The organism is Streptosporangium minutum (assembly GCF_002149035.1).
Classification (GTDB): domain Bacteria; phylum Actinomycetota; class Actinomycetes; order Streptosporangiales; family Streptosporangiaceae; genus Streptosporangium; species Streptosporangium minutum.
On record NZ_NGFP01000322.1, the window covers coordinates 1 to 9,248 of the forward strand.

Genomic DNA, 9,248 nt, shown 5'->3' on the forward strand with positions numbered 1-9,248 from the left:
GGCGATGGAGAGCGCGATCCAGCTGGCGCGCTGCCTGCGGGACCTGCCCGATGTGGCGAGCGCGTTCGCCGCCTATGAGGGGCTGCGCCGGGAGCGGGTGGAGAAGGTGGCCTGGCGGGCGTCCAAGACCAACAACAGCAAGGCGCTGGGGCCGGTGGCCATCGCGATGATGGGGCTGATGATGCCGCTGGCGATGAAGACCTTCCTCAATCCGGAGAAGACGCTGGGCGCCGAGCAGCGTTACCGGATCGACTGGCAGGCTCCGGTCACGGCGGACGCCTCACGCGCGGCGGGCAACCAGAGTTAGGGCATGTCCTGTAGGTCTTTAATGGCGGTTTGGTGTAGATCAGTCCACTAGAAGATCGCCTGAATCGTCATGATCTGACTGATACCGAGTCCGCCCAGATCATCAGCCCCGGCCGGCATGGCTACAGCCCGTACTTCCGGTGTGTGCTGAAGTGCGTGCGCATTCAACGTCGCGGACCGATCGGCCTTCCTCGTCGCTCGGTGATCGTGTACGTCGCCGCGACGCCGGCGACGCCGCCCGTCCTGGGCAGGCCGGGTGTGCCGGCCCTCGGCGTACCGTCCGGGCGGGCGATACGCCGAGGGGGCGCGCTCAGCGGCTGAACCGCAGCGTGACCAGCTCAAAGGGGCGCAGCGCCACCGCCACCGACCCGTCGGTCAGCTCCGGTGCGGCCGTGTCCGCGAGCGGGCGCTCCAGCAGGTCGGTCACGGCGGCGCCGGTGGCGGCGAAGCCGGTGGAGACACGGGCGCGGGCCCGGCCTCCCCGGGACTCGTGGAAGCGGACGACGACGTCTCCGCTCCCGTCGTCGGCCAGCTTCACGGCGGTTACCACGACCGCGTCGTCGTCCACCGTGACCAGCGGCGCGACCTCGGCGTCGCCCGGGACCCGCCGCTCGGGCAGGTTGAGGAACCAGCCCTCGCGCACCGCGTCGCCGATCGTCGCGCCCGGCACCAGCGCGTGCCGGAACCGGTGCAGGCCTTGGTCGGTCTCGGGGTCGGGGAACCGCGGCGCCCGCAGCAGTGACACCCGCAGCGTGGTGGTCGTGCCCGAGTCGGACGTCCGCACGGTGCGGGTCAGGTCATGGCCGTAGGTGGAGTCGGTGACCAGCGCCACGCCCCAGTCCGGCTCCTCCACGTGCACGAACTTGTGGTTGCACGCCTCGAACTTGGCGGCCTCCCAGCTGGTGTTGGTGTGGGTGGCGCGGAAGGCGTGGCCGTACTGGCTCTCGGAGGCGTACCGGTCGGCGTGCACGTCCAGCGGGAAGGCCAGCTTGAGGAACTTCTCGGTCTCGTGCCAGTCCACCTCGGTGCGGATGTCGAGCCGCCCGGCCTCAACGATGAGGATCTGCGTGATCCGCGACGCGCCGAACGAGCGCACCACGCGGACCGAGCCCGGCTCCTCGCCCGGCGCGACCTCGTCTGCGTCCACCAGGTCGGTGACCGTGTTCCGGTAGAACTGGTCCACGTCCCAGGCGTCCCACATGTTGGGGAAGTCGGGGTGGATCTGGAGCAGGTTGGCGGCCTGCCCCGGTGCGACCGTCTCCCGCTCCGCCCGCAGGTCGTACGCGGAGACGACCAGGCCGCGGCCGTCGACCTCCACCCGGAGCAGGCCGTCGTCCAGGACGTACCCGCCCTCGCCGCGGGTGCGGAGTCCGGCGGCGAGGGCGGGGGCCGGGACGGCGGCCGCGCCGCCGGCCGGGACGCCGTGGCGGGTGTGCGGCGCCGCGTTGAAGACCAGCTCTCCGGAGCCAGGGTTGCCCGCGAGGGCCCGCTGTGCGCCGTCGATGATCTCGTTCAGCTCCGCGGCCACGGCGGCGTACGTCTTCTCGGCCTCGCGGTGCACCCAGGCGATGGACGAGCCGGGCAGGATGTCGTGGAACTGGTGGAGCAGCACGGTCTTCCAGATCCGGTCGAGCCGCTCGTGGGGGTAGTCGGACCCGGTCCGCACGGCGGCGGTGGCCGCCCACAGCTCGGCCTCGCGCAGCAGCGACTCGCTGCGGCGGTTGCCCTGCTTGGTCTTGGCCTGGCTGGTGAGCGTGGCGCGGTGCAGCTCCAGGTACAGCTCGCCGACCCAGACCGGCGGGGCGGGGTACTCCGCCTCGGCCTTGGCGAAGAACTCGGCGGGCGTCTCCCAGACGACGGTGGCCGACCCCTCCAGGTCCCGCAGCCGGGCTGCCTTGGCGATCATCTCACGGGTGGTGCCGCCGCCTCCGTCACCCCAGCCGGTGGGGGCCAGCGAGTGCCGGGCCACGCCCTTGTCCTTGAAGTTGCGCGCCGCGTGGGCGATCTCGCTGCCCTTCATCGAGCAGTTGTAGGTGTCCACGGGCGGGAAGTGGGTGAAGATCCGGGTGCCGTCGACGCCCTCCCACAGGAACGTGTGGTGGGGGAACTTGTTGATCTGGCTCCAGGAGATCTTCTGGGTGAGCAGCCGCTTGGATCCGGCCGCCTTGATGATCTGCGGAAGCCCGGCGGCGAAGCCGAACGTGTCGGGCAGCCACACCTCCTCGTTCTCGACGCCGAACTCGTCGAGGAAGAAGCGCTTGCCGTGCACGAACTGCCGGGCCATGGCCTCCGAGCCGGGCATGTTCGTGTCCGACTCCACCCACATGCCGCCGGTCGGGACGAACCGCCCCTCGGCCACGGCCTTGACGACCCGGGCCCAGACCTCCGGCCGGTGCTCCTTGATCCACGCCCACTGCTGCGCCTGGGACATGGCGAAGACGAAATCCGGCTCGTCCTCCAGCAGCGCGGTCATGTTGGAGGTGGTGCGGGCGACCTTGCGCACGGTCTCGCGCAGTGGCCACAGCCAGGCCGAGTCGATGTGGGCGTGCCCGACCGCGCTGATCCGGTGGGCCGAGGGCGTGGCCGGCGTGGCCAGCACCCCGGCCAACTCGGCACGGGCGGCGGCGGCCGTGCCGTTGACGTCCTGCAGGTCGATCGCGTCGAGGGCCCGCTCGACGGCGCGCAGCAGCTCCCAGCGGCGGGCGCCGTCCACGGGCAGCTCCGCCATCAGCTCGCCGAGCACCTCCAGGTCGATGACGAGCTGCCAGACGGTCTCGTCGAAGATCGCCAGGTCCATGCGGGCCAGCCGGTACTGCGGCTCACTGCCGGCCGTCTCCTTGTCCCCGAGCCTCGTGGGCAGGAAGGGATGGTAGTCGAGGATGACCGGGTTGGAGGCCGCCTCGATGTGCAGCCGCACCTCCTCGCCGCCCTGGACCGGCGCGCCGACGCGCACCCACTGGTTGCGCGGGTTGAGGCCCTTCACCGGGCTGCCGTCGGGCCGGTAGACCAGGCCCTCGCACTGGAAGCCCGGCATGTTCTCGTCGAAGCCCAGGTCGAGGATGGCCTCCACGGTCCGGCCCACCCAGTCGGCGGGCACCGTGCCGGTGACCGTGAACCAGCTCGTGCCCCACGGCGCGCCCCACGCGTCACCGACCGCGATCGGCGAGGGGGCGGACGCCAGGCCCTCGGCCACCGGTACGGGCTCGCCGGGCGCGTGCCACACGGCCACGTCCAGCGGCACGGACGCGGGGTACACCGCGGGGCGGATCCGCTCGTCGAGCACCCGCTTGAGCCGGTTCTCGACCAGCTCGCGATCGTCATGCATGGGGAGACTCCTCGGTCAGGTTGTCGATCAGCCTTTGATCGCGCCCTCTTCGACGCCGCGGAAGAAGAACCGCTGCAACGAAGCGAAAAGGATCACGATGGGGATAAAAGAGATCATGGTCCCGGCGGCGGGAAGCCGGGGGTTGTTGGTGAACGTCCCGTTGAGGTACTGCAGGCCGACGGTGAGCGTGAAGTTCTCCGGGTCGTTGAGGACGATGAGTGGCCACAGGAAGTCGTCCCAGGCCCCGATGAACGCGAAGATCGTGATCACGCTCAGCATGCCCCGCACGTTCGGCAGGCCGATGTGGATCAGCCGCTGCCACGGGGTCGCACCGTCGATGACGGCGGCCTCGTCCATCTCCTGGGGGATGGCCTGGAACGCGGTACGCATCAGCAGCACGTTCAGCATCCCGATCGCGCCGGGCAGCGCGACGCCCAGCAGGGTGTCCGCCAGGCCGAACCCGCGCACGGTGATGTACTGCGAGATGATCGTCACCTCGCCGGGCAGCACCAGCGTGGCCAGGAAGCCCACGAGCAGCAGCTTCGCGCCCCGGAACCTCAGCCGGGCCAGCGCGTAGCCGGCCAGGGTCGCTCCGGCGGCGTTGCCCAGGACCACAATGACGGCCACGATCAGCGAGTTGAGCGCGTACGACCACACGGGGATGGTTTCGGCGACCCGGACGTAGTTGTCCAGCGTGGGCTGCTCCGGCAGGAAGCTCGGGGCACCGGTGAAGATGTCCTCGTGCAGGCTCTTCAGCGAGGTGGACAGCTGCCACAGGAACGGTGAGATCAGGAGCACCAGCACCAGCACCAGCAGCGAGTAGCGCAACACCAGCTCGCCCGGCCCCGCAGTGCCGAATCCGGCCCGCCGCCGCGCACGGCCCGCGTGCCGGCCCTGTCCCGGGCCCGCCTTCGGTCCCGGCCTCTCCGCCGTTACGGCGTGGTGCCCGGTCTCGGCACGCGCTGTGACGTCGGGCATGTCAGGCCGCCTTCCTGTTGAGCCGGAGCAGCAGGAGCATCGGGCCGATCGTGATGACGAGCAGCACGATGCTGAGCGCCGAGGCGTAGCCGAAGTGGCCGTAGAAGCCGCGGCTGTACATCTGGATGAGCATCACGACGGACTGGGCGCGCCCGCCGGGGCCGCCGGTGCCGTTCGAGAGCACGAACAGCTCCGAGAACACGCGCAGCGCCGAGACCGCCACCATCACCGAGACCAGCAGCATCGTGTTCCGCACGCCGGGGACGGTCACGTTCCAGAACCGGCGGACCGGCCCGGCCCCGTCCACGGCGGCGGCCTCGTGCAGCTCCCGCCGGACGTTCCCGAGCGCCGACAGATAGATGATCATGTAGTAGCCGAGCCCCTTCCACACGGTCAGGGAGATGGCGCTGAACACCAGGAGCCAGCGCTCGGTGAGGAACGGGACCGGCTCGGCGATGATCCCCAGCCACTGCGCGAAGCCGTTGACCAGGCCTCGGTCGCTGAGCACCCAGCTCCAGATCAGCGCGACCACCACGGCGGAGGCGACGACGGGCGTGTAGAAGGCCGTGCGGAAGAACGCGATGCCCGGGATCTTCTTCTCGACCAGGATCGCCAGCAGCAGCGGCAGGACCGTGAGCAGCGGCAGGCAGACCAGCATGAACACGATGCTGTTGAGCAGCGCGTCGGCGAGCTGGCCGTCGCTCAGCACCCGGGCGAAGTTGTCCAGGCCGGTGAAGTGCCCGCCGCCCAGTGGCTTCGCGTTCGTGAACGCCAGGACGATCGTGTTGATCGACGGCCAGACGTTGAACACGAGCAGCCACAGGGCGGCGGGCGCCACCAGCGCCCAGGGCGTGAACAGGCGGCGCAGCCGCCTCGGGCGGGTCGGTGCGGTGTACGTCACTGGTTGAGCAGTTCGTTGCACTTGGCGACCGCGGCGTCCAGGGCCTCTTTCGAGGAGATCTGACCGTTGAGGGCGGCCGAGATCTGCTGCCGGATGAACTTGCTCATCGCGTCGGTGACCTCGTAGGGCTGGAGAACCTCTGCCTTGGCCAGCGAGTTGAAGGCGATGACCTTGGCGTCACCGGCGTTGGTGCCGTCGCTCTTGCTGAAGAACGGGTCGTTCGCCGAGGACTTCGTGCTCGGGAAGATGCTGACCAGGTGGGCGAACGCGGCCTGGTTCTCCGGGCTGGTCACCCAGCGGGCCAGTGCGACCGCCGTCGGCAGGTTCGCGGTCTTCTTCGAGATGGACAGGCCCTGAACGTACAGCGGCGGGATGCCGAAGTCGGGGGAGGCCACGATCTTGGGCGCGAGCGAGGGGTTCTCGTTGGCCACGCTCGTGATGTGGTTGCCGCCGCCGGTGGTCCAGGCAACCGCGCCCTCGTTGAACAGCTTGGCGTTGCCGGCGTAGGTGTCGGTCAGCACGTCGCGCGGCATCAGGCCCTCCTTGAAGGCGGCGCGGTACTTGTCGATCAGTGCGGCGGCCTCGGGCGTGTTGAAGACGAACTTCTTGCCGTCGTCGGACAGGAGCTTGACCCCCGCCTCCCTCAGGTCCCCGACCTCAGGGCGGCGGCTCATCAGCAGGACCTTGCCGCCCGACTTCTCCTTCATGGTCCGGGCCTGCTCGACCAGTTCGTCGAAGGACGCCGGCGGCTGCTTCGGGTCCAGCCCGTACTCCGTCATCAACTCGCTGTTCCAGTAGTTGACGTCCGTGTTGAGGTACCACGGGTAGCCGTAGGTGCCCTGGTGGCCGCTGAACCTGTACGCGTCGAGGCCGCCGGCGACGTACTCGTCGGCCAGCTTGGAGTCCACCGTGGACACGTCGAGCAGCATGCCCTGCTTGACCAGCGGGCGGGCGAAGTCGGGCGGCAGGTTGGTGACGTCGGGCAGAGTGCCGCCCGCGGCCTGGCTGAGCACCTTGTCCGAGTAGGCGTCGGCGGGCTGGTCGAGCCACGTCACGTCGGTGCCCGGGTGCTTCTTCTCGAAGGCGCTGATCACGCCCTCCATGTACTGGGTGAACTTGGGCTTCAGCGCCCACGTCTGCAGCGTGACCTTGCCCTTCACCTCGCCGGTGGCGGCCGCGGCCGGCGCGGCCTCGCCCTGCGGGCCGGCCCCGTCGAGCCCGCACCCCGAGACGACCATGACGGCCGCCACGGCCAGTCCCGTCCAGTACCTACGCATGGCACTCTCCTTGGATGCTAAATCGCTTTAGTTGCCGGACTATTCCCCCGGCTAGACTCGTGTGTCAATAGCTGAGACGAACTCGTGAAGGAGTAGGGGTGCGCCGACCGACGATCGCCGACATCGCCGAGCGGGTCGGGGTTTCGAAGGGCGCGGTGTCCTTCGCGCTCAACGGACGCCCGGGGGTCGGTGAGGCCACCCGTGCGCGAATCCTGCAGGTCGCGAAGGAGATGAACTGGCGTCCGCACAGCGCCGCCCGGGCTCTGGGCGGGGCCCGCGCGGAGGCCGTGGGCCTGGTCATCGCCCGGCCCGCCAGCACCCTCGGCGTGGAGCCGTTCTTCGCCCAGTTGTTGTCCGGGCTGCAGGCGGGGCTGTCGGCGCAGTCGGTGGCGCTGCACCTGCTGATCGTCGAGGACGTCGAGGCCGAGACGGAGGTCTACCGTGAGTGGGCCTCCGCGCACCGGGTGGACGGGTTCGTCATGGTGGACCTCAAGGTCCGCGACCCGCGCATCGGGGTGCTGGAGGAGCTGGGGGCGCCGGCGGTGGTCCTGGGGGGGCCCGGCGGGCACGGGAACCTGTCCAGCGTGTGGGCCGACGACCGCGAGGCGATGCTGTCGGTCGTGGATTACCTGGCTGCGCTCGGCCACCGCAGGATCGCCCACGTCGCGGGCCTCCCGGAGTTCCTGCACACCCAGCGGCGCACGCGCGCGCTGCGCGACCGCGCCGGGCGGCTTGACCTGGAGGAGGCGGTGTCGGTGCACACCGACTTCAGCGACTCCGAGGGCGCCGCCGCGACCCGGGCGCTGCTGTCGCGCCCCCGCCGGCCGACTGCCATCGTCTACGACAGCGACGTGATGGCGCTGGCCGGGCTGGGGGTGGCGGGCGAGATGGGGGTGAAGGTGCCGGACGAGCTGTCCGTCGTGGCCTTCGACGACTCGGTGCTGACCCGGATCGCGCACCCCGCGATCAGCGCGCTCTCCCGCGACACCTTCGCCTTCGGCAAGCAGTTCGCCGAGGTGATGCTGGAGGTCGTCGCCGAGCCGGGGCTGCGCCGGGACGTCAAGACGGCGACCCCCCGGCTGGTGGTCCGGGAGAGCACGGCGCCGCCGAGGGCTTGGCAGGACGACTAAAGCGATTTAGGCTCCGCCGGGAGATCGTTCGACCCCCGGAGGACGCGTGCCCCTGTCCGACCCCATCCGCTACGGCGCCAACTACGTGCCCTCGGCCGGCTGGTTTCACAGTTGGCTCGACCTCTCGCTCGACGCCGTCCGCCGCGACTTCGAGGACCTGGCCTCGATCGGCCTGGACCACGTGCGTGTGTTCCCGATCTGGCCGTGGATCCAGCCCAACCGGGCGCTGATCCGGCAGCGCGGCGTGGACGACCTGCTGGCGCTGATCGACGTCGCCGCCGAGTTCGGCCTGTCCGTCGCCGTGGACCTGCTCCAGGGACACCTGTCCAGCTTCGACTTCCTGCCGTCGTGGGTGCTCACCTGGCACCGGCGCAGCCTGTTCACCGACCGCGACGTGCGCGACGGCATCGCCGCGTACGCCGACCGGCTCGCCCGCGCCGTCGCCACCCGCGACAACGTGTTCGCCGTCACGCTCGGCAACGAGGTCAACAACCTCTACCCGAGCAACCCCACCACGCCCGAGGCGTCCACGGTCTGGGCCGCCGAGCTGGTCGACGTCGTGCGCTCCGCCGCGCCGGGCCTGCTGGCCCTCCACTCGCTGTACGACGCCACGTGGTACGACCCGGAGCACCCGTTCCATCCCGCCGACAACGTGGACCTCGGCGACCTGACCACGGTCCACTCCTGGGTGTTCAACGGCGTCTCCGCCATCGACGGCCCGCTCGGCCCGGCCACCGTCGGCCACGCCGACTACCTCGTCGAACTGGCCGCGGCCACCTCGCTCGACCCGGCCCGGCCCGTCTGGCTGCAGGAGATCGGCGTGCCCCTGCCCGACGTGCCCGAGGCCCACGCCGCCGAGTTCGTCCGCCGCACGCTCGACACGGTGACCGCCAACCCCGCCCTGTGGGGCGTCACCTGGTGGTGCTCCCACGACCTGGAACGTTCCCTCACCGACTTCCCGGAGCGGGAGTACGGCCTGGGCCTGTTCACCGTGGACCACCGTCCCAAGCCCGCGGCCAAGGAACTCGCGGCGATCATCGGCGAGCGCCGCCGCCGTACCGGGGAAAGGCGCCCCGCCCTGCGGTGCGACGTGGACCTGCGGACCGAGCCCGGCCGCCGGGCTGAGGTCGCGCCCGGCAGCGCCTTTCACACCGAATGGGTCCGGCTGCGCCAGACCGGACCAGTGGCCATCGTCGCCGGCGACCGCGCCGCCGACCCGGGCCACCTCACGACTCGGGGGATCGACACCGTCCTCACTCAGAAATGAGAGGGAGCCCAGATGCGACGCCGCGTGTTACCCGCCCTGTGCGGGGCCCTGATCGCTACGGCCC

6 protein-coding genes and 1 pseudogene are annotated in these 9,248 nt (G+C 70.5%); 3 read left to right on the forward strand and 4 right to left on the reverse strand.

Translation table 11 applies throughout. From position 1 onward, the window contains the following. Positions 1-307: pseudogene (locus CA984_RS39755) on the forward strand (FAD-dependent monooxygenase); the annotation flags it as partial. Between the two features lie 309 nt (positions 308-616). On the opposite strand, the gene CA984_RS39760 reads toward CA984_RS39755, so the two are convergent. The 4 genes from CA984_RS39760 to CA984_RS39775 are packed head-to-tail and all read right to left on the reverse strand — an operon-like array spanning position 617 to position 6,787. Next, positions 617-3,631 carry an alpha-mannosidase gene (locus CA984_RS39760; protein ID WP_086578529.1) on the reverse strand — a complete coding sequence of 1,005 codons (3,015 nt, stop codon included), beginning with the start codon at positions 3,629-3,631 and terminating at the stop codon, positions 617-619. A 27-nt stretch (positions 3,632-3,658) separates the two neighbouring features. Then, complete coding sequence (locus CA984_RS39765; RefSeq protein ID WP_207621215.1) at positions 3,659-4,609, reverse strand: carbohydrate ABC transporter permease; 951 nt, start codon at positions 4,607-4,609, stop codon at positions 3,659-3,661. A 1-nt stretch (position 4,610) separates the two neighbouring features. Then, positions 4,611-5,510, reverse strand: a complete 900-nt coding sequence (locus tag CA984_RS39770) for a carbohydrate ABC transporter permease (protein WP_086578530.1) — start codon at positions 5,508-5,510, stop codon at positions 4,611-4,613. Then, on the reverse strand, positions 5,507-6,787 hold the full coding sequence (locus CA984_RS39775; RefSeq protein WP_086578531.1) for an ABC transporter substrate-binding protein: 1,281 nt from the start codon (positions 6,785-6,787) through the stop codon (positions 5,507-5,509). Before CA984_RS39775 ends, CA984_RS39770 begins: the two co-directional genes overlap by 4 nt. A 98-nt stretch (positions 6,788-6,885) precedes the next feature. Here CA984_RS39775 and CA984_RS39780 point away from each other — a divergent pair, with 98 nt between their 5' ends. Further along, a complete protein-coding gene (locus tag CA984_RS39780) occupies positions 6,886-7,917 on the forward strand; it encodes a LacI family DNA-binding transcriptional regulator (protein WP_086578532.1) in 1,032 nt (343 codons plus the stop codon). A 46-nt stretch (positions 7,918-7,963) separates the two neighbouring features. Further along, positions 7,964-9,184 (forward strand): glycoside hydrolase 5 family protein, encoded by a 1,221-nt coding sequence (locus CA984_RS39785; RefSeq protein ID WP_086578533.1) that lies wholly within the window; start codon positions 7,964-7,966, stop codon positions 9,182-9,184. The last annotated feature ends 64 nt before the right edge of the window (positions 9,185-9,248 follow it).